General features: G+C 66.2%; 21 protein-coding genes. 10 read left to right on the plus strand and 11 right to left on the minus strand.

The genetic code is table 11. The features are described 5' to 3' along the window. The first annotated feature begins 22 nt into the window (after positions 1–22). Complete coding sequence (locus tag V6M63_RS11780) at positions 23–913, plus strand: carbohydrate kinase family protein (RefSeq protein WP_332741988.1); 891 nt, start codon at positions 23–25, stop codon at positions 911–913. Between the two features lie 74 nt (positions 914–987). Here V6M63_RS11780 and V6M63_RS11785 read toward each other — a convergent pair whose 3' ends face one another. The 8 genes from V6M63_RS11785 to V6M63_RS11820 form a co-directional block, all read right to left on the minus strand. After that, a complete protein-coding gene (locus tag V6M63_RS11785) occupies positions 988–1,536 on the minus strand; it encodes a histone H1-like DNA-binding protein (RefSeq protein WP_332741990.1) in 549 nt (182 codons plus the stop codon). 226 nt (positions 1,537–1,762) lie between these two features. Beyond that, positions 1,763–2,965, minus strand: coding sequence for a ribonucleotide-diphosphate reductase subunit beta (locus V6M63_RS11790; RefSeq protein WP_332741992.1), 1,203 nt, complete (start codon positions 2,963–2,965; stop codon positions 1,763–1,765). Between the two features lie 141 nt (positions 2,966–3,106). Beyond that, positions 3,107–6,025: a ribonucleoside-diphosphate reductase subunit alpha gene (locus tag V6M63_RS11795; RefSeq protein ID WP_332741994.1), complete on the minus strand. Its 2,919-nt coding sequence runs from the start codon at positions 6,023–6,025 to the stop codon at positions 3,107–3,109. A gap of 444 nt (positions 6,026–6,469) precedes the next feature. Further along, positions 6,470–7,066, minus strand: a complete 597-nt coding sequence (ampD, locus tag V6M63_RS11800; protein WP_332741996.1) for a 1,6-anhydro-N-acetylmuramyl-L-alanine amidase AmpD — start codon at positions 7,064–7,066, stop codon at positions 6,470–6,472. Positions 7,067–7,206: 140 nt separating this feature from the next. Then, positions 7,207–8,715, minus strand: a complete 1,509-nt coding sequence (locus tag V6M63_RS11805) for a sigma-54-dependent transcriptional regulator (protein ID WP_332741998.1) — start codon at positions 8,713–8,715, stop codon at positions 7,207–7,209. A gap of 23 nt (positions 8,716–8,738) precedes the next feature. Beyond that, positions 8,739–10,529 carry a sensor histidine kinase gene (locus V6M63_RS11810; RefSeq protein WP_332742000.1) on the minus strand — a complete coding sequence of 597 codons (1,791 nt, stop codon included), beginning with the start codon at positions 10,527–10,529 and terminating at the stop codon, positions 8,739–8,741. 48 nt (positions 10,530–10,577) lie between these two features. Beyond that, on the minus strand, positions 10,578–10,826 hold the full coding sequence (locus V6M63_RS11815) for a PP0621 family protein (protein ID WP_332742001.1): 249 nt from the start codon (positions 10,824–10,826) through the stop codon (positions 10,578–10,580). A 12-nt stretch (positions 10,827–10,838) separates the two neighbouring features. After that, positions 10,839–11,639, minus strand: coding sequence for a cytochrome C assembly family protein (locus V6M63_RS11820; RefSeq protein ID WP_332742003.1), 801 nt, complete (start codon positions 11,637–11,639; stop codon positions 10,839–10,841). Positions 11,640–11,812: 173 nt separating this feature from the next. On the opposite strand from V6M63_RS11820, the gene ffh reads away from it, so the two are divergent. Then, positions 11,813–13,183, plus strand: a complete 1,371-nt coding sequence (ffh, locus tag V6M63_RS11825; protein ID WP_332742005.1) for a signal recognition particle protein — start codon at positions 11,813–11,815, stop codon at positions 13,181–13,183. 25 nt (positions 13,184–13,208) lie between these two features. Here ffh and V6M63_RS11830 read toward each other — a convergent pair whose 3' ends face one another. Together V6M63_RS11830 and V6M63_RS11835 are read right to left on the minus strand one after the other, a co-directional pair. Next, positions 13,209–14,102, minus strand: a complete 894-nt coding sequence (locus V6M63_RS11830) for an amidohydrolase family protein (protein WP_332742007.1) — start codon at positions 14,100–14,102, stop codon at positions 13,209–13,211. Further along, positions 14,102–15,088, minus strand: coding sequence for a tripartite tricarboxylate transporter substrate binding protein (locus V6M63_RS11835; RefSeq protein WP_332742009.1), 987 nt, complete (start codon positions 15,086–15,088; stop codon positions 14,102–14,104). The genes V6M63_RS11830 and V6M63_RS11835 overlap by 1 nt, the downstream gene beginning before the upstream one ends. Positions 15,089–15,212: 124 nt before the next feature. Here V6M63_RS11835 and V6M63_RS11840 point away from each other — a divergent pair, with 124 nt between their 5' ends. The 3 genes from V6M63_RS11840 (at position 15,213) to V6M63_RS11850 (ending at position 18,096) form a co-directional block, all read left to right on the plus strand. Next, positions 15,213–16,118, plus strand: coding sequence for a LysR family transcriptional regulator (locus V6M63_RS11840; RefSeq protein ID WP_332742011.1), 906 nt, complete (start codon positions 15,213–15,215; stop codon positions 16,116–16,118). A 117-nt stretch (positions 16,119–16,235) separates the two neighbouring features. Continuing rightward, on the plus strand, positions 16,236–17,243 hold the full coding sequence (locus V6M63_RS11845; protein ID WP_332742012.1) for a Bug family tripartite tricarboxylate transporter substrate binding protein: 1,008 nt from the start codon (positions 16,236–16,238) through the stop codon (positions 17,241–17,243). 40 nt (positions 17,244–17,283) lie between these two features. Further along, a complete protein-coding gene (locus V6M63_RS11850; protein WP_332742013.1) occupies positions 17,284–18,096 on the plus strand; it encodes an amidohydrolase family protein in 813 nt (270 codons plus the stop codon). An 18-nt stretch (positions 18,097–18,114) separates the two neighbouring features. On the opposite strand, the gene V6M63_RS11855 is transcribed toward V6M63_RS11850, so the two are convergent. Beyond that, positions 18,115–18,876 carry an IclR family transcriptional regulator gene (locus tag V6M63_RS11855; RefSeq protein ID WP_332742015.1) on the minus strand — a complete coding sequence of 254 codons (762 nt, stop codon included), beginning with the start codon at positions 18,874–18,876 and terminating at the stop codon, positions 18,115–18,117. A gap of 95 nt (positions 18,877–18,971) precedes the next feature. Here V6M63_RS11855 and V6M63_RS11860 point away from each other — a divergent pair, with 95 nt between their 5' ends. From V6M63_RS11860 to V6M63_RS11880, 5 genes are read left to right on the plus strand one after another with little or no spacing between them, the layout of a single operon-like run. Beyond that, complete coding sequence (locus tag V6M63_RS11860; RefSeq protein WP_332742017.1) at positions 18,972–19,781, plus strand: SDR family oxidoreductase; 810 nt, start codon at positions 18,972–18,974, stop codon at positions 19,779–19,781. Positions 19,782–19,826: 45 nt separating this feature from the next. After that, a complete protein-coding gene (locus tag V6M63_RS11865; RefSeq protein ID WP_332742019.1) occupies positions 19,827–21,149 on the plus strand; it encodes a flavin-containing monooxygenase in 1,323 nt (440 codons plus the stop codon). A 34-nt stretch (positions 21,150–21,183) separates the two neighbouring features. After that, a complete protein-coding gene (locus V6M63_RS11870; protein ID WP_332742021.1) occupies positions 21,184–22,110 on the plus strand; it encodes a bile acid:sodium symporter family protein in 927 nt (308 codons plus the stop codon). After that, positions 22,107–23,117, plus strand: a complete 1,011-nt coding sequence (locus tag V6M63_RS11875; protein WP_332742023.1) for an SDR family oxidoreductase — start codon at positions 22,107–22,109, stop codon at positions 23,115–23,117. Before V6M63_RS11870 ends, V6M63_RS11875 begins: the two co-directional genes overlap by 4 nt. An 11-nt stretch (positions 23,118–23,128) precedes the next feature. Next, complete coding sequence (locus V6M63_RS11880) at positions 23,129–24,034, plus strand: EamA family transporter (protein WP_442909585.1); 906 nt, start codon at positions 23,129–23,131, stop codon at positions 24,032–24,034. Positions 24,035–24,084: the final 50 nt, after the last annotated feature.

The raw sequence follows: 24,084 nt of genomic DNA on the forward strand, positions 1-24,084 counted from the left end.
AACCTTCCTGATCGACTTCACCATGCCCATTCTTGTCTGCGGATCGCTTGCTTTCGACACCATCATGACCTTCGAGGGTCGCTTTGCCGAGCAGATCCTGCCCAGCCAGTTGCACATCCTCAACGTGTCGTTTCTGGTTCCTGCCCTGCGCCGTGAGTACGGTGGTTGCGCCGGCAACATCGCGTACGGCCTGAGGCAGTTGGGAGCACACGCCGTGCCGTTGGCCACGCTGGGCAACGATGGCCAGGAATACCTGGCGCGCATGCAGGCGCTGGGCGTGGACACCGCGCATGTGAACAGTGCGGCCGAGAGCTACACCGCGCAGGCCATGATCATGACGGATCGCGACAACAACCAGATCACCGCCTTCCACCCAGGCGCCATGTCGATGGCCCACGAAAACCCGGTGCCCGCGCGCAAGGACCTCACCGTGGCCATCATTTCGCCCGATGGCCGCGACGCGATGCTCACCCATGCGAAACAGTTGCACGCAGCGGGCGTGCCCTTCGTGTTCGATCCAGGCCAGGGCTTGCCGATGTTCAACGGCGAGGAACTCAAGCAGTTCATTGACCTGGCCACCTGGATCACGGTGAACGATTACGAAGGCAAGATGCTGTCCGATCGCACCGGACTCTCGTTTGAAGACATCGCGGCTCGCGTGCGCGGACTCATCGTCACGCTGGCGGAGCATGGGTGCGAGGTGTGGGAAGGTGGTCAGAAGACCGTGGTGCCCGGCGTGAAGGCGACAGAGGTGGTCGATCCCACGGGCTGCGGCGACGCGTTCCGCGCGGCGCTGTTGCACGGGCTGGAGCAAGGCTGGTCGCTGGCGCGTTGCGCTGATCTGGGCAACCGCATGGGGGCGGCCAAGATATCGACCCGCGGTGGACAGAACTACACCGCGCCTGCGGTCTGACGAAGCAGTGAAGCGGGCATGAAAAAAGCCCGGCGCTTTCGCGCCGGGCTTGCCAAGTCATCTCAAGGACGACTTCAGGGCTTGCTGGACGTGGGGAACGGCCAGGCAGCCTGCGGGTTGAGTTTCGTTTGAGCCGCAGGAGCAGCAGGGGCCGCCGGCTTCTTGGCCGGCTCAGCTTTTTTTGCTGGGGCTGCCTTCGCGACGGCGGCCTTCTTGGCCGGAGCTGCCTTCTTTGCAGGCGCTGCTTTTTTAGCAGCAGGCTTCTTCGCAGCGGCTTTCTTCGCCGGTGCAGCCTTCTTCGCTGGCGCTGCTTTCTTCGCAGCAGGCTTCTTCGCAGCGGCTTTCTTCGCCGGTGCAGCCTTCTTCACAGCTGGCTTTTTGGCCGCCGGCTTCTTGGCCGGTGCAGCTTTCTTCGCAGCGACTTTCTTGGCCGGTGCAGCCTTCTTCGCAGGTGCCGCTTTCTTCGCTGCTGGCTTTTTGGCCGGTGCAGCTTTCTTCGCGACAACCTTCTTGGCCGGGGCGGCCTTCTTCGCAGGAGCTGCTTTCTTCGCAGCGACTTTCTTGGCCGGGGCGGCCTTTTTTACCGCAGCTTTTTTAGCCGGGGCTTTTTTCGCAGTTGCCATTGTTTTCTCCTTGATCAAGTTGCAAAGAGCACTTCATCCGGTCACTGTGCCGGTGAAGTGATTCAACGCGCTGGAGCCGTGTGGATGCATCCACGGCTGGCCCCAAGGTGTTGAATCCTGTGACAGAACCCTGCCCACGGCACCAAGGTGTCGGTAGCAAGGTTCTGAAATGTCGAAACGCATGTGAGGGTAGATCCAATTGGGCAGTGCGACCCCGGCGGAGGCATCAGTCCCAGGACAGGGCGCCGCCCGTCTGGTATTCGATCACGCGGGTCTCGAAGAAATTGCGTTCCTTCTTGAGGTCGATCATCTCGCTCATCCAGGGGAACGGGTTCTCTTCGTTCGGAAACATGGGTTCAAGACCGATCTGCGTGGCGCGCCGGTTGGCGATGTAGCGCAGGTAGCCCTTGAACATGGAAGCGTTCATGCCGAGCACGCCGCGCGGCATGGTGTCTTCGGCGTAGCGGTATTCGAGCTCGACGGCCTTGAGGAACAGCTGCTTGATCTCTTCCTTGAACTCAGGCGTCCACAGCATCGGGTTCTCCATCTTGATCGCGTTGATCAGATCGATACCGAAGTTGCAGTGCATGGACTCGTCGCGCAGGATGTACTGGTACTGCTCGGCGGCACCGGTCATCTTGTTCTGGCGACCCAGCGCCAGGATCTGCGTGAAGCCGACGTAGAAGAAAAGGCCTTCCATCAGGCACGCGAAAACGATCAGGCTCTTCAGGAGGCGCTGGTCGGTCTCGGGGGTCCCGGTGTGGAAGTTCGGGTCCATGATCGCTTCGATGAAGGGGATCAGGAACTCGTCCTTGTCGCGGATCGACTGGACTTCGTTGTAGGCGTTGAAGATCTCGGACTCGTCCAGACCCAGTGACTCCACGATGTACTGGTAGGCGTGCGTGTGGATCGCTTCTTCAAAGGCCTGGCGCAGCAGGAACTGGCGGCACTCGGGCGCGGTGATGTGGCGGTAGGTGCCCAGCACGATGTTGTTGGCGGCGAGCGAATCGGCGGTGACGAAGAAGCCGAGGTTGCGCTTGACGATGCGACGCTCGTCTTCGGTCAGGCCGTTGGGATCTTTCCAGAGCGCGATGTCGCGGCTCATGTTCACTTCCTGCGGCATCCAGTGGTTGGCGCAGGTGGCGAGGTATTTTTCCCAGGCCCACTTGTACTTGAACGGCACCAGCTGGTTGACGTCGGTCTGGCCGTTGATGATGCGTTTGTCGGCCGCGTTGACGCGACGACCTGCCGCCGCGACGGGCGCGTTCGCGGGCGCGGCGTTCGAGACGAAAGAAGGGGCGGAGGATGCGACTGCAGAGGAGGCGGTGCGCTCACTCGACAGTGAGGCTTGCAGACCCTGCATGCCGGAGGGCATGGGGTTGTTCGCTGGCTTCGTGGAGGGCGTGGTGTGATCGTCCCAGGTCAACATAGGTGTTTCCAATTCCTCGGATTATCAAAGTGTCTGCATGAATTGCAAAGTGCTCGTGCGCGATGCGCTGTGTTTGTGTTGCTGTGTCGCATCGATTGCGTCTCGATGAACACAGCACACATCACACAAGAGCTCGCTGATTTACTGACACGCTTCGCAACCGGGGTCGTCGATCGCGCAGAACTTGATGTCGGTGGCGGGTGCTTCGGACAAGGCTGCGCTCGATGCCGCGGCTGCATTGGCAGCGGTGGTGGCGGCCATGCCGGCGGTGGTGGCGTCCAGCGAAACCGCGTTGAGTTGTCCCGTGCGGCCGGTGGATTTTTCGGCTTGCGTGGCCGACGTGGTGCGCAGGTAGTACGTGGTCTTGAGACCGCGCAGCCAAGCGAGCTTGTAGGTGTCGTCGAGTTTCTTGCCCGATGCGCCGGCCATGTAGATGTTCAGGCTCTGCGCCTGGTCGATCCACTTCTGACGACGCGCGGCGGCTTCCACCAGCCACAGCGGTTCGACTTCAAATGCGGTGGCGTAGAGCGCCTTCACTTCTTGCGGCACGCGGTCGATCGGGCGCAGCGAACCGTCGAAGTGTTTGAGGTCCATGACCATCACGTCGTCCCACAGGCCCAGGCGTTTCAGGTCTTTCACCAGATAGCCGTTGATGACGGTGAATTCACCCGAGAGGTTGGACTTCACCGAGAGATTGCCGAAGCACGGCTCGATGGAGGCGTCCACACCGATGATGTTGGAGATGGTCGCGGTCGGTGCGATGGCCACGCAGTTGGAGTTGCGCATGCCGTCGGTGGCGATCTTCTGACGCAGCGCGTCCCAGTCGAGACTGATCGAGCGGTCCACGTCCACATAGCCGCCGCGTTCGCGCGACAACAGATCGAGCGTGTCGAGTGGCAGGACGCCCTTGTCCCACAGCGAGCCTTTGTAGCTGGCGTAGCGGCCGCGCTCGCGAGCGAGCTCGGTGGAGGCCCAGTAGGCGTAGTAGCAGACGGCTTCCATCGAACGGTCGGCGAATTCCACCGCTTCGTTGGAGGCGTAAGGGATGCGCAGTTCGTACAGCGCGTCCTGGAAGCCCATCACGCCCAGGCCCACCGGGCGGTGGCGCATGTTGGAGTCGCGCGCCTTCTTGACGGCGTAGTAGTTGATGTCGATCACGTTGTCGAGCATGCGCATCGCGGTCTTGATCGTCTTCTGCAGCTTGTCGTGGTCCATCTGACCATCTTTCAAGTGCTGCAGCAGGTTGATCGAGCCCAGGTTGCACACCGCGGTTTCGGTGTCGCTGGTGTTGAGCGTGATCTCGGTGCAGAGGTTGGAGCTGTGCACCACACCGGCGTGTTGCTGCGGTGAGCGCACGTTGCAGGCGTCCTTGAAGGTGATCCAGGGGTGGCCGGTCTCGAACAGCATCGAGAGCATCTTGCGCCACATGTCGCTGGCGGGCACCTTGCGGTAGGGCTTGATCTCGCCGCGTGCGGCTTTCTCTTCATAGGCCACGTAGGCCTTTTCGAAGTCGGCGCCGAACAGGTCGTGCAGGTCGGGCACGCTGTTGGGCGAGAACAGGCTCCACTCGCCTTTTTCCATCACGCGCTTCATGAACAGGTCGGGAATCCAGTTCGCCGTGTTCATGTCGTGGGTGCGGCGGCGGTCATCGCCGGTGTTCTTGCGCAGCTCCAGGAATTCTTCGATGTCCAGGTGCCAGGTTTCCAGGTAGGTGCAGACGGCGCCCTTGCGCTTGCCGCCCTGGTTCACCGCCACGGCGGTGTCGTTGACGACCTTGAGGAACGGCACGACGCCTTGCGACTCGCCGTTGGTGCCTTTGATGTGCGAGCCCAGGGCGCGCACACGGGTCCAGTCGTTGCCCAGGCCGCCGGCGAACTTGGAGAGCAGTGCGTTTTCCTTGATCGACTCGTAGATGCCGTCGAGGTCGTCGGGCACGGTGGTCAGGTAGCAGCTGGAGAGCTGCGAGCGCAGGGTGCCGCTGTTGAACAGGGTGGGGGTGGACGACATGAAGTCGAACGAGGAGAGCACCTCGTAGAACTCGATGGCGCGCGCTTCGCGGTCGATCTCGTTGAGCGACAGGCCCATGGCCACGCGCATGAAGAACGACTGGGGCAGCTCGATGCGGGTCTTGCGCACGTGCAGGAAATAGCGGTCATACAGCGTCTGCAGGCCGAGGTAGTCGAACTGCAGGTCGCGCTCGGGCTTGAGCGCGGCGCCCAGGCGGGCCAGGTCGAACTGCAGCAGACGTTCGTCGAGCAGGTCGTTGTCCACGCCCTTCTTGATGAACTGCGGGAAGTAGTCGGCGTAGCGCGCGCCCATCTCGGAGGAGGGCACTTCTTCGCCCATGACTTCCTTGACGATGGTGTGCAGCAGCAGGCGCGCGGTCGCGTAGGTGTAGTCGGGATCCTTTTCGATCAGCGTGCGCGCGGCCAGGATGGAGGCCTTGTAGACCTCTTCGATCGGCACGCCGTCGTACAGGTTGCGCTTGGTCTCGGCCACGATCGGGTCGGCGTGGATGTCCTTGCCCAGGCCGCTGCAGGCATCGGCGATCAGCGCCTGCAGGCGCTGCAGGTCGAGCGGCACGCGCTGGCCGCCGTCGATCACGTGCAGCGTGGCTTCCGTCGGTTTGGCCACTTCGGCCTGGTGGGCACGCTCTTGCGTGCGGCGCTCGCGGTAGAGCACATAGGCGCGGGCGACTTCGTGGTGGCCGCTGCGCATCAGGCCGAGTTCGGCCTGATCCTGCACGTCTTCAATGTGGAAGGTGCCGCCACCGGGGCGCGAACGCATCAGGGCGCGCACCACGTTCTGCGTGAGCTCATCCACCGTCTCGCGCACGCTGGCCGATGCCGCGCCCTGGGTGCCGTGCACGGCCAGGAAGGCCTTCATCATGGCGACGGCGATCTTGCTGGGTTCGAACGAGACCACCGCGCCGTTGCGGCGGATGATCTGGTACTGGGCGAACACCGAGCTGCTCGCGGCTGCTGGAGCGGAGGTGGATGAACCGATGGGCTGCTTCTGGGAGACGGTCGGAGCGGATGTGTTGGGGGAAGCGGTCAGCATGGTTCCTCTTTCATTTGTTGTGATGGGCTTGCTCGCAGGGCACGGGGTCGGGGAGCAGGACGTTCGGTTTCAGTTCGGGATCGCGGCGTCGTTCGGGGTGCCAAAAAGTTCTCAGCGGGGTGAAAACGGGCCGGAACAACGTGGACTGTGTCGAATCTGGAAACGCAGAGCACACACTATATCTGGTGTGTGGGTGGTCTTCAAGCCACTACCGGTAGCGTTTGAGAAAAAACCACCCCGATGGAGGAAGCCCCGTTTTGGTGATCTCGACAACAGCCGGATCTGCTCGTGTTCAGCGGCGCACCAGCGTCGCGCTGGAGTGCCCGAAAGAACTGGGTGCTGCATGTCGGGCTCAGCAACGGCGGGCCTTGTGGCGCGATTTGCTTGTGCATGCCGCCACCGGCTTGTCGCCCGCTTGCGCCGGGTCGAGCCCGGTCCGCGACTTCAGGCGCGGGGCGGGTTCGCGCCGGTGACCGCATCGGGAAAGTACGCACTTGACCAAGCCAGGTCGTGTTGCAGACGCGCCCAGTCGAATCCAGGCCCCGGATCCTGTTTGCGGCCGGGTGCGATGTGCTCGTGGCCCGCAATGTGTGTCACCGGATAGCGCTCCTGCAAGCGGCGGCACAACTGGCTGAGGGTGGCGTATTGCGCAGCTTCGAACGGCTCGCCCTCCAGCCCCTCCAGCTCGATGCCGATCGAGTCGTCGTTGCAGTTCTCGCGGCCCCGCCAGCTCGAGGCACCTGCATGCCAGGCGCGCGCATCGGCGTCGACGAACTGGACAAGTTCACCATCGCGGCGGATGAAAAAATGCGCCGAGACCTCCATGCCCTGGATCTGCCCGAAGTAGGGATGGGCGTCCCAGTCGAGCGCGTTGGTGAAGAGTTGCTCCACCTCGGGACCCCCATACACGCCGGGGGGCAGGCTGATGGAGTGCAGCACGATCAGGTCGATCACCGCACCGGCGGGCCTGGGACCGTGGTTGGGTGAAGGGCAGTGACGCGCCGTGACCAACCAGCCGCCACGCCAGGACGAATCTCTCACGTCAGAAACCCGACTCGCGTTTGGGCGAATCACAACGAACGAAACAACGCCCACCAGGAAACACCGCGGAACCGGCTTTGCCGGGCCGCAGGTGTTGCCCCCTTGAGGGGGTGGCACGCAGTGCCGCGGGGGTGTTCAATTCAAACTGCATCGTCGTCGCTGGACGGCATGGCGATGCCCAGGCGCTGGATGCGGTAGCGCATCTGCCGCAGGTTCAGGCCCAGCCGGGCCGCGGCCGCGGTGCGGTTGAAGTCGCATTCGCGCAGGGCCTTGAGCAGCACTTGTTTCTCTTGTTCGTCGAGGTAGGACTGCAGATCGGCCGGAATTTCTTCGGGCACCGTGGCCGCCGCTGCCGCGGCGAGCACCGAGTCGGGCAACTGGTCGGGCTGTGTGGGGACCTCGTCCGAATCGTCGGTGTCACCGAAATCCTCCGGCTCCAGCTGGCTGCCACTGCTCAAGGCCAGGGCGCGCTGCAACAGGTTCTCCAGTTCGCGCACGTTGCCGGGCAGCTCGCGCGCCTTCAGCCAGTCGAGCGCCTGGATCGAGAGCTCGGGCACGGGCTGGTCTGTCTCGTGGCAGATGCGTTGCAGCAGCGCGCGGGCCAGCTCGGGCAGGTCGTCGCGCCGCTCGCGCAGCGAGGGTGTGCGCAGCTCGATCACATTGAGCCGGTAAAACAAGTCCTGGCGGAACTGCCCCGCCTGCACCAGGGCGGTGAGGTCCCGGTGCGTGGCGCTGACCAGGCGCACGTCCACGGCTTCCTCCTGCACGCCACCGAGTGCACGCACGCGCCGCTCCTGGATCACGCGCAGCAGCTTGGCCTGCATGGCCAGCGGCAGGTCGCCGATTTCGTCGAGGAAGAGCGTGCCGCCCTTGGCTGCCTGGAAGTAGCCTTCGCGGTCGTGTGTGGCGCCGGTGTAGGCGCCTTTGCGCGCGCCAAAGAATTCGGCTTCGATGAGGTTCTCGGGAATGGCGCCGCAGTTCACCGCCACGAACGGACCACCGCTGCGGTGGCTGCAGTCGTGCACGGCACGTGCCACCAACTCCTTGCCGGTGCCCGACTCGCCCAGGATCAGCACCGGTGCCATGCTGGTGGCCACCTTTTCAATGCGGCCCTTGATCTGCACGATGCTGGCGGCACGGCCGACGATGCGCGAGAGCGACTTCAGGCCCGAGGGCGGCGGTGGGGCGCTGCGCATGGGTTCTGCGCCGGCGCCCGGGCTGTTGCCCGCGCGCGTCTGGTTGCCCATCAACGGATGGCGCTGGCTCTGCACCGCCTGCGTCACCGCGTTGCGCAGTTGTTTCAGGTCTACCGGTTTGGTGAGGTAGTCGAACGCGCCCGCCTTGAGCGACTCCACCGCGTTGTCGGCCGAGCCAAAAGCGGTGATGACGATGCACTTCTCGGTGCGCTGGGCGTCGGTGAGCTCGCGCAGCAATTCCAGTCCCAGGCCATCGGGCAGGCGCATGTCGGAGATCAGCACGTCAAAGCGTTGCTGGGCCAGCCACTCGCGTGCCTGGGCGAGGTCGGCGGCGGCCACCACCGCATGGCCTTCGCGCAGCAGGGTGAGCTCGTACAGCGTGCGCAGGTCGGGCTCATCGTCGACGACGAGCACGGAGGCCGGGATGGACGTGGCGTTGGGGTTGGTGGCCATGGGTTGGCGTGCGTGCTGAATGCTCAGCTCGGGGCCAGTGGGGGATCGCCCAGGGTCGGGCTGAAGCGGGTGCTGTAGGGCCGCGAATCGTTGGCCGGGTAGGCCAGGCTTTGCTGCACGGGTTGCGGACCGGCGTGGCCGTTGGGCATGGTCACGAAGAACTCGTTGCCTTCCAGTTGGTCCAGCCGCACGCGCTGGTAGGCGATCTGGGCGCCGTAGCGCTCGCAGAGCTCGCGGCAGATGTACAGGCCCAGGCCGCTGGAGCGGCTCTCGGATGAGAAGAAGGGCTCGAACAGGTGGCGCATCACGCTGGCTTCCAGCGGCTGGCCGTCGCTCCAGACCGAAAGCCGGCTGTGCTCGCTGCCATTGGGCTGGGTGACGACACGGATGGACGAGGGCTTGCCCGACGCGTGGCGCAATGCGTTGTCCAGCAGGTTGACCAGCAGGCGGCGCAGGTGTTCGGGGTCGAACTCCACGTGGGCCTGGGGCGCATGCAGGTGCACACCGAGCACACCCTTGGCCGGGTTCTGGCGCAGCCAGTCCATCGTGATCTGGCGCACCAGCGGGTCCAACGCCATGCTGGGGGTGGAGCCGTCGCCGCGCACGGGCTGTGCCCGGGCAACGTTGAGGATGTCGTCCACGATGCGCGAGAGCCGCTGGGCGTTTTGCTCGATCATGTGGATCAGCCGCTTTTGCGACGCGTCTTTCACTTCTTCATCCAGCAGCGCATTGGCCTGGGTGATGGCGGAGAGCGGATTGCGGATTTCGTGCGCCACCGCAGCCGACATGCGGCCCATGGACGCGAGCTTCTCGGTGCGCACGCGGGCTTCCACCTCGCGCAGGTCTTCCAGGAACAGCACGCACAGACCCGTGCTGCGTCCGCCGCGCGAGGTGAGCCGCGTGCGGGCGTGCAGCCGCTGGCTGGGCCGGTCCTCGTTGTCGATGGTGGTCTCCGTTTCGAGTGCCTGCCCCAGCACGAAGGTCTCGCTCACCAGGTCGGACAGGTGGCTCCAGCTGGGGCGCGCCGAGAGCAGCAGTTTGGCGGCCTGGGGATAGGCCTCGCCCATCAGCATGATCTGCGCGGCGGGGTTGGCGTTGCGCACCACACCGTGCGGATCGACCACCAGCACGCCCACGCTCAGGCTCTCGATCACCAGTTCGTTGACCTGCGCCTGCGTGCGCGCGGCGGCCTGGCTGCTGGAGGCCAGCGCCTCTTCCCGCGCGAGGCGGATGGCCAGCTGGTTGGCCAGCACCGCCACCAGAAAGAAGCCGGTGCTGGCCAGGCCGGCTTGCAGCAAGCGCGCCGTGGCGATGTCGCTGAACAGCGGCGCGCTCAGGATGGCTTCGGTCAGCAGGTACAGCGTGACGCAGGCGGCGGTGGCCATGGCCAGCAGCAGTGGGCCGAGGATGGAGGCCAGCAAGACCGGCAGGGCAAACAGCGGTGTGTAGTTGATGGAGCCCGTCTGGAAGAACTGCAGCAGTGCGAACACCACCACATCGACGCCGATGGTCAGCACCCACTGGAGCTGGATCGGCGTGCCTTGCTCCACCGGCCGCCAGGCGTACAGCACCACCAGGGTGGCGGTGAGGTGCACGGCTGCCAGCAGCAGCAGCCAGTCGGGGCCGCCCGTGCCGGTGACCACCATGAAGATCTGCAAGGCCAGCAGCACGAGCGCGATGAACACGCGCGCCCGCATGAAGGCCACCCACAGGCGAACGAAAGCGCGCAGGCGCTGCTCACGTCCCTGGTGGTTGCCGGTCTCGAAAGCAACAAACCACGAAGGGGCGAACTGCGAACTTTCTTCCCGGGCCATCTCAGCTCCGTTGATCAGGCATGTCGGCCGGGGTCAAGCACGGCGTGTTCATGTCGAACCGCCTTCCTTCAGCCGGCGGTGTTCGGCACTGCAGTAGGGGCCCAGGGTTCCCTGCACCGTGTCGCCCTGGGGCAGGTGGGTGCCGCAGTGCTTGCAAGCCACCATCACGACCGGCAGGCGCGGTCCACCTGGGGGGGCGGGCGGGGGACGAGAGGCGTCCGAGCGGTCGGTGATGCGGTTGTTGCGCCACACATAGAAGGCCACCATCACCACGGCCAGGACGAGCAGGTATTTCATGTGGACAGCGGTTCAGCTGCGCTGCAGCAGGACTTCGAGCACGAAACGAGAGCCGGCATAGCCCAGCAGCAGCAGCCCGGCGCCCAGGTAGAGCATGCGCGCGGCAAAGCGGCCGCGCCAGCCCAGACGCCACCGTCCCCAGAGCAGCACGGCCATGGTGATCCAGGACAAGACCGAAAAGACGGACTTGTGGTCCCACACCCAGCGGTGGTTGAGCAGCTCGGAGAAATACCAGCCCGCCAGCAGTGTGGCCGTGAGCAACACGAACCCGGCCGCCACGAAGCGGAAGGTCAAGCGCTCCAGTGTCAGCAGCGGCATGGCAGTTTCCGCAGAGGTGCCCAGGCGCATGGCCTTCTCGGCGCGCTGCATCAACCAGGCGTGAGCCACCGCCACCGCGATGAGTCCGTAAGACGCAATGCCCAGCGCCCAGTGCAGAGGCATCCAGTTCGAGCGCAATGCGGGGTAGGGCGTGCCCGGGAACACCAGGGCCAGCAGCACCACGGCCGTGCCCAGGAGGGCGAAGGTCCAGCGCTCGCGCAGCTGGGGATACAGACGGCGTTCAATCATGTAGACGGTGAGCACCAGCCAGGCGGTGACCGACAACGAGGGGGCGAAGCCGAAACGCGAGGGGTGCTCGAACAGACTGAGCACCAGCACGCCCAGGTGCAGCAGCCAGGCCACGGTGAGCAGCGCGCGACTCTGCATCGCCGACGCGTGGGGATGGACCCAGGCCACGACGGCATAGGCCAGTGCCGCAAGGCCTGAGAGCACCACCGCGGGCAGGTTGGTGGCGAGCGATGGCAGCAGGTTCATGTGGGCTGGGGCGCGCGCAGCGGGCTGGGGGTGGGCGCGGCTAAAATCATTGGCGGAGTTTAACGGCCTTGACCGTTGCCAACCGCCGGTGCCCCGGCCAATGGCCCGACACCCATCCCAGCCGGCGCGGACCCCGCGGCCGGCGGGTTCTTCTCCCTCCACCCGAGCGCAGCATGGCATCAGCCCTTTCCGACCGACTCTCACGCATCGTCAAGGAAATGCGCGGCCAGGCCCGCATCACCGAGACCAACGTCACCGACATGCTGCGCGAGGTGCGCATGGCCTTGCTGGAGGCCGACGTGGCCCTGCCCGTGGTGCGCGACTTCATCGCCCGGGTGAAAGAGAAGGCGCTGGGCCAGGAGGTGGTGGGTTCGCTCACGCCCGGGCAGGCCCTGGTGGGTATCGTCAACCGCGAGCTCGCGCTCACCATGGGCGATGGCGTGGCCGACATCAATCTCGCGGCGCAGCCGCCCGCCGTCATTCTCATGGCCGGCCTGCAGGGCGCCGGCAAGACCACCACGACCGCCAAGCTGGCCAAGCACCTGATCGAGAAGCGCAAGAAGAAGGTCCTCACCGTCTCGGGCGACGTGTACCGCCCTGCTGCCATCGAACAACTCAAGACCGTGACGGCGCAGGCCGGCGCCGAGTGGTTCCCCAGCACACCCGACCAGAAGCCGGTGGACATTGCGCGCGCCGCCATCGATTACGCGCGCAAACACTACTTTGATGTGCTGCTGGTCGACACCGCGGGCCGGCTCGCGATCGACGAAGCGTTGATGCGCGAGATCCAGGAACTGCACGCCGTGCTCAAGCCGGTGGAAACACTCTTCGTGGTCGACGCGATGCAGGGCCAGGACGCGATCAACACCGCCAAGGCCTTCAAGGACGCGCTGCCGCTGACCGGCATCATCCTCACCAAGCTCGACGGCGACTCGCGCGGTGGCGCGGCGCTTTCGGTGCGCTCGATCACCGGCGCGCCCATCAAGTTCGCCGGTGTGTCGGAAAAGATCGACGGCCTGGAGGTGTTCGACGCCGAGCGCCACGCCGGGCGCATCCTGGGCATGGGCGACATCCTCGCGCTGGTGGAACAGGTCACGGCCGGTGTGGACATGGCGGCGGCGCAAAAGCTCGCGGCCAAGGTCAAGAGTGGTGAGGGTTTCGACCTCAACGATTTTCTGGACCAGATCCGTCAGATGAAACAGATGGGCGGCCTCTCCAGCCTGATGGACAAGCTGCCCAGCGGCATGGCGGCCAAGGCCAGCGAAGCCGATCTGGGCCGCGCCGAGAAAGACATCAAGCGCAAGGAAGGCATCATCTGCAGCATGACGCTCAAGGAGCGCCGCAAGCCCGAGATCATCAAGGCCACGCGCAAGCGTCGCATCGCCGCAGGGGCCGGCGTGCAGGTGCAGGAAGTCAACCGTCTGCTCAAGGAGTTCGAACAGATGCAGGGCATGATGAAAAAAATGAAGGGCGGCGGGATGATGAAGATGATGAAGCGCATGGGCGGCATGAAAGGCATGCCCAAGCTGCCAGGCATGGGCTGAAGCGCGCTCGCGCCGCGGTCCTGACTCAGGGCCCGAACGGCCCGTACAGCGCGCGCGGGTTGTCGACCAGGATGCGCTGGCGCACGGCGGCATCGGGCGCCCATCGCGCCAGCAGGTCGAACAGGTCGCCGTCGTTGGGCATGCCACGACCGTTCATGTTCACATGCGGCCAGTCGGTGCCCCAGACCAATCGGTGTGGCGCCGCCCTGACCAGTGCCTGCGCCAACGGAGTGACCTCCTCGTATGGAAATTCACCGGTGGTGCATCGCATCGGCCCCGAGAGCTTCACCCAGAAGCGCCCGGTGTCCAGCAACTCCAGCAGGCGCAGAAAGGCCGGTTGCGTTACCCCACCCGACGCAGGCAGCGCCGCAAAGTGGTCCAGCACGATGGCGCTGTTGGGCAAGGCCAGCAGCGCGTCCGCAAACGTCAACAGGTCGTCGCCGAAGGGGTAGAACTGCACGTGCCAGCCCAGGTCGGCCACCAGGGCTGCAATGCGTGGGTCCAGCCGGGGCAGCGCTCCCCGGTGGCCCGGGCTCACGAAGCGCGCGCCCCGCACACCCAGTGCGTCCAGCCGCCGCAGTTCGGCGCGCGTCACGTCGACAGGCAACAGGGCCACGCCCTTGAAGCGGCCCGGATGCCGTTCGAGCACGTGACTCAGGTGAGCGGTGTTCGTGCCGTAGCCGCCACCGCTCACCACCACCGCCCCGGCCAGACCCAGGGTGTCCTGCAGATGGATGTGCATCTCCGGCAGGGCGTCCTCGGACACGTACCTGCTGTCGGGGTGGAACGGGTACTGAGCGGCAGGACCGAAGAGGTGGATGTGGCAGTCGATGGCCCCGGGCGGGCAGGCCGTGCCCGGCTTGCGTGGGTGGCGGTCCGGGGGCTGCGTCAGCGGCGGTGAAGATGGTGACAACGACATCAATCCGCCTTGATGTTCGACTTGCGCACGACATCCGCCCATTGGCCCATTTCGGTGTGGATCAGCTTTGCGAAGGACGCCGGATCGCTGGCCACCGTGTTCACGCCATCTGCCTTGAGCTTGTCCTGGAAAGCCGCCGTGCGCGCGAACGCGGTGATGGCCTTGTGCAGGCTGGCAATGCGCGCTGCGTCCGTGCCGGCGGGAGCGAGGATGCCCATCCACAGGATGCCCTGGTAGCCCGGAATGCCCGATTCCGCCACGGTCGGTACATCGGGCATCAGCGCAGAGCGCTGCAGGCTGGCAATGGCGAGTGGCTTGAGCCGGCCGGACTTGATGTGCTGGGTGGCGGTGGCGATGGTGTCCATCTTCACCGCCACCACGCCGCCCAGCAGGTCGTTCATCGCCGGCGCTGCACCGCGGTACGGCACGTGTGTGACGCGCGCGCCCAGACGTTGCAGCAACAGCTCCATGGTGATGTGCGGCAGGGTGCCGTTGCCGGCCGAGGCGTAGTTCAGCTTGTCCGGGTTGACCTTGGCGTAGGCCACGAACTCGGCGAAGCCGTTGAACGGCTGCGAGCTGTTGGCCACCAGCAGTTCAGGAATCTCCGCCACCAGCGACACCGGCGCCAGGTCCTTCTCGGTGTCGAACGGCAGGTTGGGGATCAGCGAGGGGTTGATGGTGTGGTTGGGTGTTGCAAACAGCAGCGTGTAGCCATCGGCCGGGGCCTTGGCGACGCGCGCCGTGGCGATGGTGCCGCCAGCGCCCGGCAGGTTCTCCACCACCACCGGTGTGGCGAGCTGCTGGCCGAGTTGCGTGGCGACCAGACGGGCCACGAAGTCGACGGTCCCGCCGGCGGGGAACGGCACGACCAGCCGGATCGGTTGATCGGGGTAGGCGGCGCGTGCGGGCGATGACATGCTCAATGCCATGGTGCCGATCACGACCATAATCGTGAACCAGCGCGAGCGCGATGAAGAGAAGGACATGTGTGGGTCTCCGGCATGGGTTGGGGGCAGCGCAAGGCGCGCAGTACACCACCGGCCTCCTTCGCCAACAAATGATTTGTTTGCATCCGCCGATGAACCCGTTTCATGAGGGCCTGTTCTTCCCATGCCGATCGATTTCCTGGGCATCCAGGCCTTCCTCGCCATCGTCGAGTGCGGCAGCTTCCAGCTCGCGGCGGCCCAGCTCAACCTGTCGCAAACCGCCGTCAGCCACCGCATGCGCAAGCTGGAGGAGACCCTCGGGGTGCGCCTGATCGCACGCACCACACGGGAGGTTTCACTCACCGATGCGGGTCGCGCCCTGCTGCCGCGCGCGCGCAACGCGGTGCAGGAACTCGGTGCCTCCTGCGAGACCGTGCGCAAGCATGGGCAGAACGCCAACAACTGGCTGGTGCTGGCCTGCCTGCCCACCCTGGCATCGGGCGTTTTCATCGATGTGCTGCGCGAGTTCCATGCGCGTTGGCCCGACACGCCGGTGCGGGTGTTCGACAGCAGCATCCATGAAATCATCGAACTGGTGGACTCGCGCATTGCCGCGTTCGGCATCAGCGTGATGCGGTCTCACACCACCCACGCCGAGCTCGATGTAGAGCGCATCGGCGACGAGCCTTTCGTGTTGCTGTGCCCCGAGGGGCACGCGCTGGCCGGGCGCGCGAAGGTCCCGTGGGAAGACCTGCGCGGCGAAGCGCTGATCCGCATCAGCATGACATCGGGCAACAGCATCACGATCGACGAGTCGCTGGGCGTTCTGCGCGAGCAACTGCGCTGGCGCCTGGAAGCGCAGCACACCGCGATGGCGGTCGAGATGGTGCGCGGCGGGCTGGGCCTGACCGTCGTGCCCTTGCTGGTGGCTGCCCCGGGGCCTGGCGTGGTGGTGGTGCCGTTGGAGGCGCCGGTGGTCGCTCGCACGCTGGCCGTGCTTACACGGCGCGATGCGGTGCCGAGCGAGCAGGAGGTGTTCGTCAGGGAGCGTGCCGTGGCCCTGATTCAGAGCCGCATCGCCGCTGTCTGATCCACCCGCGGGGTGGGCACGACGCCAGATGAATCTGGCGCATGGATCGGCAAGAACAATTCATTTGTTTCGGCCACCGGTGCCACCTAGACTTTCTCCGACACAAGGAGACAAGCCATGACAGCACCGCATCGCAGCACATCCGCCTTTTCATTTCCCGCCCACCGCCGCGACTTCCTCAAGGGCTGTGCCGCGACGGCGCTGGCCGTTGGCACGGGTGGCGCGCTCGCGCAGACCGGCTATCCGTCCCGGCCGATCCAGGTGATTGTTCCGTTCGGGCCGGGCGGCCTGGCCGATATTTCCATGCGCCTGGTGGCGCAGAAGATGAGCGAGCGCATGGGCCAAGCCTGGGTGGTCGAGAACCGTCCGGGTGCCGGTGGCGTGGTGGCTGCGAATTCGGCCCTCAACGCGCCACGCGACGGCCACACGCTCATTCTGTTCTCCAACGGAACGACCATTGCCAAGACCTTGTTCAAGCTTGACCACGATCCCGAAGTCGACTTCACGCCGATCTCCAGCATGGCGTTGTTCGACCTCATCCTCATCACGCGCAAGGACGGGCCTCTGACCGATCTGCCCAAGCTGCTCGCCGCCGGTCGCGAGCGGGCTTTGCTGCTGGGCAGCATCAACCCGGGCAGCACGCAGAACCTGTCGGCGGAGTTGTTCAAGTCGGTCGCCGGGCTCAATGCCAGCGTGGTGCCGCACAAGAGCACGCCGCAGGTGCTCACCAGCGTGCTGCGCGGCGACGTCGACGTGGCCTTCGAGTCCTATGCCGCGCTCAAGGGCGCGGTCGACAGCGGGCAGGTGCGTGTGGTGGCCACCACCGGTCCGGCGCGCACGGCCTGGCTGCCCAACGTGCCCACGGTCGTGGAGGCCGGCCTTGCCAACTACGTCGTCACCGGCTGGAACGCGCTGTATGCGCCCGCCGGCGTTCCTGCGAGCGTGGTGCAACTGCTCAACGGCCACATGCAGGCCGTCATGCAGTTGCCCGAGGTGCGGCAGCGCCTGATTGAACTGGGCACCGAAGCCAGGGCCAATGCGCCGGCCGAACAGGCCGAGGTGTTCCGGCGCGACACCGCGAAGTGGGCGCAGGTCATCGCCCGGGCCAACATCAAGCTGTCCTGAACAGCCGTTGCCGATCCCCCGATTTCCCGAGGAAGCCCGCTTGACTCCCGAAGCCCCGATCGATGCGCCGCTGGTCGACGCCCACGTGCATGTGTTCCATCGCGACATGCCCCTGATGCCCGACCCGCGCCACAGCCCCGACTACGCGTTCAGCGCCGAGCAGCTGCAATCCACCCTGGATGCGCACGGCGTGCAGTTCTGCGTGATCGCCGCCGCCAGCCCCTGGGGTGACTGCAACGACTACATCATCGACTCGGTGCGCCGACGCCCGCGCTGGCGCGGCACCGTGATCCTCGACCCCGAGCGCACCGATCGCTACCTGCTGGAGCAGATGGCGCGCGACGGCATCGTGGGCGTGCGCCTGCCCTTCATCAGCATGAAGGAACTGCCCGACCTCGACAGCTGGGCCTGGCGCAAGTTTCTCTACCGCCTCAACGAGTTGAACTGGCACGTGCACCTGCACCTCGACGGCCCGCGCATTCCGCAGGTGCTGCCCCTGCTCGAGCGCTCGGGCGTGAAGATCGTCATCGACCACATCGGCCGACCGGATCCCGTTCAAGGCATCCACAGCGAGGGCTTCAAGGCCATGGTCCGCTCCATCGAAAAAGGCCGGACCTGGGTGAAGCTGTCGGGCGCCTACCGCCTCGGGCCGCAGGCCACCGAGCAGGCGCGCGAGCTGTGCCGCCAGGCCGGTCTGGAGCGCCTGGTGTGGGCCAGCGATTGCCCCTTCGTGGGCGCGGAGTCCACGACCTACCAGAGCACCATCGACTGGCTGACGGAGGTTGTGCCGGACGCCCGCGAGCGCGCACGAATCACCGGTGCCAACGCACTCGCGCTGTACTTCGATCGTTGATCCCGCCGGCGCCTGCGCTCAGCCCAGCGTGCGCCCCAGCGCCTGCGCGGCCAACTGCAAACGCGGCAATTGAAGCCGGGCCTGTGCCAGCGTCATGCGCGCGGCGGGCGCCTGCAAGGCCAACGCGCAGCGCACCGTGCGCTGCCCCGGCGCGAACACCGGCACCGCCACACACACCAGCCCTTCAACGAACTCTTCAGCGTCCACCGCGTGACCATCGCGGCGGATCGACTCCAGCTCGGCGTCCAGCGTCGCCCGCTCGATCAGTGTGGTCGCGGTGTAGCGCGTGAGGGGCAGGCCGTCGAGCAGCGTGCGGCGCTGTCGCGCGCCCATCCAGGCGAGGAACAATTTGCCGCTGGCCGAGCAGTGCACCGGCACGCGCGTGCCTGGGCGCAGTTCCAGCCGCAAGGGAAAGGCGGACTCCACGCGGTCCAGATAAACCACGTCGGCGCCCGACATCGCCGTGAGGTTGCAGCTCTCGCCGACCTCGCTCACCAGTTGGCGCAGCACCGCGTGGCGCACGCCTTGCAGCGCACTGCTGCTCAGCGCCGCTTCGGACAAGCGCAGCAGGCGCGGCGCCAGCGCAAAGTGGCGGCCATCGGGCTCGCGCACCAGCCAGCCGCCGACCTCCAGTTGCGTCAGCATGCGGTGCACCGTGGGCTTGGGCCAGCCGGTCAGGGCCACCACGTCGGGCAGCGCCTGCGGCGTGTCCTGGCGCGCCAGAATGTCCAGCAACTCCATGAGCCGCAGGCCCGGGCTGCTCTCGGTGTCTGTGTTCATATCTCGAAAAATGAGACGATTCGACCAAATATTTCGAGATTCATTCTAGTGCCGCCTACATTGCCGGCACAACATCCACTTGAGAGGCTTTGGGTTTGGCACGTTCAAGTTTTCACAACGCCGTGGTCACGGGCGCCTGCGGTGGCCTGGGCCAGGCGTTGGCGCGCGAGCTCATCGCCGGTGGTGCGCGCGTGGCGCTGGTCGGGCTGCAGCGGCCCGCGCTCGATGCGCTGGGCGCGCTGGCGCCAGACCGCTGTGTGGTCTACCAGCCCGACGTGTCGGACGCCGCCGCGATGCAGGCCATGGGCGCGGACTGGATGGGTCGCTTCGGCCCACCCGACCTCGTCATCGCCAACGCCGGCGTGGCCGGTGGCTTCGACACCGCGCAGGCGAGCGACCTGGCCGTGATGCGCCGCATGCTGGAGATCAACCTGCTGGGTGTGGCCACCACCTTCCAGCCTTTCCTGGAACCCATGCGCGCCAGCGGCCAGCGCGGCGCGCTGGTGGGTGTGGCCAGCCTGGCAGGCTGGCGCGGCATGCCGGGCAACGGCGCGTACTGCGCGAGCAAGGCCGGCCTGATCGCCTACCTGCAGAGCCTGCGCGCCGAACTGCGCCCCACGGCACTCTCCGTGCACACCATCAGCCCGGGTTATCTGCGCACCGCGCTCACCGCCGGCAACCGCTTCGCCATGCCCGGCCTGCTCGAACCCGACGAGGCCGCGCGCCGCCTGCTCGCGGGCGTGGCCGCCGGCACCGAGCACATCGTGCTGCCGCGGCGCATCGGCTGGCTCGCGCGCCTGCTCGGTGTGCTGCCCGCGCGGCTGCACGACCGCATCCTGCTCGGCCAACCGCGCAAGCCCCGCGCGGGTGAACCGGGCTCCACCGACATCCCTGGCCTGAAATGAAACACCCCCGCCGCGCTGTCTCTTGACGAGGCACCTCTGCCCACCATGACCATTTCGACACAACAACAGATCGCCCTCATCGGTGCCGGCCCCTCGGGCCTGGCCGGCGCACGCTGCCTGCAGAAGCACGGCATCCCCTTCCAGGGCTTCGAGGCCCACACCGATGTGGGCGGCCTGTGGAACATCCACAACCCGCGCTCCACGGTCTACGCCTCGGCGCACCTGATCTCCAGCAAACGCATGACGGAGTTCAGCGAATTCCCCATGCCCGAACGCGTGGCCGACTACCCGAGCCACCGTGAGCTGCTCGACTACTTCAGCGCGTTCGCCGAGCATTTCAAACTGCGCGAGCACTACCGCTTCGGCACGCGCGTGCTGAAGGTCGAACCCGTGAGCGACGCGCCCGACACGCTGTGGCGCGTGACCACCGAAGACGCCAACGGCCAGCAGACCACCGCCGACTACAAAGGCGTGGTGGTGGCCAACGGCACGCTGGCCGAGCCCAACATGCCCAGCTTCGAAGGCCACTTTGCCGGCGAGCTGCTGCACACCTCGGCTTACAAGCAGGCCGACCAGTTCAAGTACAAGCGCGTGCTCATCGTGGGTGCGGGCAATTCGGGCTGCGACATCGCGGTGGACGCCGTGCACCAGGCGCGCAGCGTGGACATTTCGGTGCGGCGCGGTTATTACTTCGTGCCCAAATATGTGTTCGGCAAGCCGGCCGATTCCGTGGGCGGGAAGATCACGCTGCCACCCTGGCTCAAGCAGAAGATCGACAGCACCATCTTGAAGTGGTTCACCGGCGACCCGGTGCGCTTCGGTTTTCCGAAGCCGACCTACAAGATGTATGAGTCGCACCCGGTGGTGAACTCGCTCATCCTGTACCACATCGGTCATGGCGACGTGGGTGTGCGCGCCGACATCGCGCGCTTCGATGGCCATACCGTGCACTTCAAGGACGGCAGCCAGAGTGACTACGACCTGGTGCTCGCCGCCACCGGCTACAAGCTGCACTACCCCTTCCTCGACCACGCGCTGCTCGACTGGCAGGGCATGGCGCCCCGGCTCTACCTCAACATCTTCGCGCCGCGTTTCGACCGCCTGGCGGTGCTCGGCATGGTCGAGGCCAGTGGCCTGGGCTGGCAGGGCCGCTACGAGCAGGCCGAGCTGGTGGCGCGTTACTTCAAGGGCCTGGACGCGGGCAAGGCCAGTGCTGCCGCGCTCAAGGCGGTCAAGTCCGGCCAGGCAGGAAGCTGGCCGGACCTCTCGGGTGGCTACAAATACCTGCAGCTCGAACGCATGGCCTACTACGTGAACAAGGACGCCTACCGCAACGCGGTGCGCCAGGCGGCTGCCGCGCAGGGTTGAGCGCCACAACAAGACAACAACAGGAGACACCCGCATGCTGCCCGTGGACGAGATCCGCCTCAACTTCAACCCGGCCTCGCTGGCCGTGCTCAACGGCGTGCTCGCCTTCCTCATGTTCGGCATTGCGCTGGACACCCGCATCGAGGACTTCCGCCGCGTCTCGCGCATGCCGCTGGCGTTTGCGGTGGGCATCGCCGCGCAGTTCATCGCGCTGCCAGCCATCACCTTCGTGCTCACGCTGCTGCTGCAGCCCGGCCCGAGCATCGCGCTGGGCATGATCCTGGTGGCCTGCTGCCCGCCCGGCAACGTGAGCAACATCCTCACCCACCGCGCCAACGGCAACGTGGCGCTCAGCGTGTCGATGACGGCCGTGTCCAACGCCATCGCCATCGTCGCGATGCCGCTGAACTTCGCCTTCTGGGGCGGCATCCACCCGACCGCCGCGCCCCTGCTCAAGACCATCGCGCTGGACCCGCTGGAGATGGTGGGCCACATCCTGCTCATCATCGGCGTGCCTTTCGTGCTGGGCATCTGGTGTGCGCACCGCTTTCCGAACTGGACCACGCGCTTCAAGAAACCGGTGCGCGTCCTGAGCTTCGTGGCGCTCATCGCCTTCATCGTGGGTGCGATCGCCGGCAACTGGCGCTATTTCCTCGATTACGTGGGCCTGGTGCTGCTTGCGGTGGTGATCCACGACGCGCTGGCCTTCGGCACCGGCTACGCCATCGCACGCCTGGCCGGCCTGCCCGACTACGACCGGCGCGCGCTCTCCATCGAGGTCGGCATCCGCAACGCGGGGCTGGGCCTGGTCATCATCTTCAGCTTCTTCGGCGGCCTGGGCGGCATGGCCGTGGTGGCCGGTGTGTGGGGCTTCTGGGACATCATCGCCGGCCTGGTCCTGGCGGGCTGGTGGTCGAAACGGCCGTTGCAGGGTGGCGTGCCGGCCGCCGAACGGACATGAGCGTTGCCGCAGAAAAAGCGCCGGCCGCCCGGCGCGTGCTGGTCACGGGCGCCGACGGTTTCCTCGGGCGCGGGCTGGTGGAGGCACTGGCGCGGGATGCCTACATTCACCACGTGGTGGCGGTGGACGTGCGCGAGGTGCCGCCCGAACGCCGCCTGCCGCGCGTGACCTATGTGCAGCAGGATGTGCGCTCGGCCTCGCTGGCCAACACCGTGGCCCTGCACGGCATCGACACCGTGGTGCACCTGGCCTCCATCGTCACGCCGGGCAAGGGCTCGAACCGCGCGTTCGAGCATTCGGTGGATGTGGGCGGCACGCGCAATGTGATCCGGGCCTGCCTCGCGCACCGCGTGGACCACCTGGTGGTCTCCAGCAGCGGCGCGGCCTACGGTTACCACGCCGACAACCCGGCCTGGTTGACCGAAGAGCATCCGCTGCGCGGCAACGAGGTGTTTGCCTATGCGCACCACAAGCGCCTGGTCGAGGAGATGTTGGCCAAGGCGCGCACGGCCCATCCGGCGCTGCGCCAGACCGTGCTGCGCATCGGCACCATCCTGGGCGAGCGGGTGGACAACCAGATCACCGCGCTGTTCGAGAAGCCGCGCATCCTCGCCATCCAGGGCAGCGACAGCCCCTTCGTGTTCGTGTGGGACGAGGACGTGACCGGCGCCATCCTGCACGCGATCAGCGGCCGTGGCCTGCCGGGCTGCTACAACCTCGCGGGCGACGGCGCGCTCACGCTGTTCGAGATCGCAGAGCGCCTGCACAAAAAGCCGCGCGTGCTGCCCGCCGGCCTGTTGCGCACCGCGCTGCGCGTGGGGTCGGCGCTGGGCCTCAGCCGCTACGGGCCCGAGCAGCTCGACTTCCTGCGTTACCGACCGGTGCTGCTCAACACCGCGCTGAAGGAGCGCTTCGGCTACACGCCGCGCAAGACCAGTGCCGAGGCCTTCGAGGCGTTCGTGGCCGCGCGCACCGCGCAGGGCCGCAGCGTGAGGGCTGCGCCGTGAATGTGATTCCCCTGTCGCGCGGCGACCTGCTGCGCGCGCTCGCGGTGGTCGTGATCTGGGGCCTGAACTTCGTGGTGATGAAGGTCGGCCTGCAGGGCATCGGCCCCATGCTGCTGGGCGCGTTGCGTTTTGCCGCCGCCGCCGTGCCCTTCCTGCTGTTCGTGAAATTTCCCAAGCTGTCCTGGCGCTACGTGGCGGCTTACGGACTGGCGCAGGGCCTGGGGCAGTTCGGTTTCCTGTTCCTGGGTTTGCAGATGGGCATGACGGTCGGCATGGCTTCGGTGGTCATGCAGACGCAGGCCTTCTTCACGCTGTTGCTGGCGGTGCCGGTGCTGGGCGAGCGCGCGCGGTTCTCGCAGGGACTGGGCCTGCTGGTGGCGCTGGGCGGCCTGATGCTGATCGCCACCGCGCACGGCGATGGCCCGGGTCAGATGACGCTCGCGGGCTTTGTGCTCACGCTCTCGGCGGCTTTCATGTGGGCGGTGTCCAACCTGGTGGCGCGCCTGGCCAGCCGCGTGGCCGACTACGACCCCTTTCCCTTCATCGTCTGGAGCAGTGTGTTTCCCGTCGCGCCGTTCGTGGCACTGGCGCTGTGGATGGACGGGCCACAGACCGTGGTGCGCCAGCTCGCCGGCATCGGCTGGCCGGCGGTGCTGTCGGTGCTGTTCCTGGCGTGGTTCGCCACGCTGCTGGCCTACAGCCTGTGGACGCGCCTGCTCAAGCGTCACCCGGCCGGGCGCGTCACGCCGTTTTCATTGCTGGTGCCGGTGGTGGGGCTGTGGTCGGCCTGGATGTTCTTTGATGAACTGCCGCTGCTCCAGCAGTGGTTGGGCACGGGGCTGGTGCTCATGGGGCTGGTGGTGAACCAGATGGGTGGCTGGTGGCAGGCCATGCGCGCGCGACGCAACGGGCCCTGAAACGACAACGCGCCGCAGAGGCGGCGCGTTGGCAGAGAACGTGCGGAGCA

This window comes from Hydrogenophaga sp., from assembly GCF_036675665.1.
GTDB lineage: Bacteria > Pseudomonadota > Gammaproteobacteria > Burkholderiales > Burkholderiaceae_C > Hydrogenophaga.